Raw genomic sequence first — 924 nt, 5'->3', positions numbered from 1 at the left:
GGCTGGGATCTGAAGCCGCAGGGTATTTCGGGTGTGCTGAAGACGACGGGGGAGACGGCGTCGCATCTGCAGGGGTATGCGACGGCGTTCGGTGAGCATCTGACGTCGGCGGCGTCGAGTGCGGGCACGATCTCCGCGGATGCGCCGGCGGCGGGGGGTAAGCAGGCGCAGGGTGGTCTGGTGGCGCTGGCGTTGTCGCAGTATGCGGAGCGGGCGTCGAAGGACTTGTCGTTCGTGGCGGCGCGTGCGGGTAAGTCGTTGCAGGGTGTGGTGGATGCGACGACGGCGTATTTGAACGGTGATGAGGAGATGGCGCTGGAGGCGCAGCGCAATACGTTGAAGGCGCCGAAGCTGGATGCGCCGGGGGTGGGCAAGGCGTGATCAAGCCGGAGGAGATTCCGCAGTTCACCGGTGATCTGGCGCAGTTGGAGCTGGACCATGCGGCGTTGAAGAAGGACGCCGGGAACGTCCGGGACACGGGGAAGGACGTCCACTCCCAGTTCCAGGGGCTGTCGGCGTTCTACCAGGCGCCCGAGGCCGAGCAGTTGTTCGCCACCACCAAGCCCGTCCAGGACCGCGCCGACGACTTCGCCACCCACCTGGAGACGGTCTCGGGCGCGCTGTCGTCCTACGCCACCGAGATCCGTCCGCTGGTGTCGAAGCTGGCGGAGCTCAAGAGCAAGGCGCAGACGTTCGTCAACTCCGTGAAGGATGACGACGACTGGGAGTACGACGGGGACAAGGTCGACGAGCACAACCAGTTGCGGGATGAGATCACGGCGACGGTTGCGGCGTTTTGGGCGGCGGAGCGGACGTGCCACAACAAGATCACGGCGATCTGGCACGGTACGCAGATGGTGGCGGGGGACGGGTCGGACCGTAAGGACCAGTACGGCTTCAATGCGGAGGACTTGAAGAACGCGA

General features: G+C 65.6%; 1 protein-coding gene and 1 pseudogene. Both read left to right on the top strand.

Annotated features, from left to right (window positions below; genetic code table 11):
* A partial coding sequence (locus tag E4U92_RS35155) for a DUF6507 family protein (protein WP_241681795.1) occupies nt 1–381 on the top strand: 381 nt, incomplete at its 5' end.
* Nucleotides 378–924 (top strand): annotated as a pseudogene (locus tag E4U92_RS35150) (ADP-ribosyltransferase); the annotation flags it as partial. The gene E4U92_RS35155 and the pseudogene E4U92_RS35150, both read left to right, overlap by 4 nt.

This window comes from Streptomyces galbus, assembly GCF_005280195.1.
Taxonomy (GTDB): Bacteria; Actinomycetota; Actinomycetes; order Streptomycetales; family Streptomycetaceae; genus Streptomyces; species Streptomyces galbus.
Note: the sequence above shows the minus strand (reverse complement) of the source record. Positions and strands in the feature narration are given on the sequence as shown.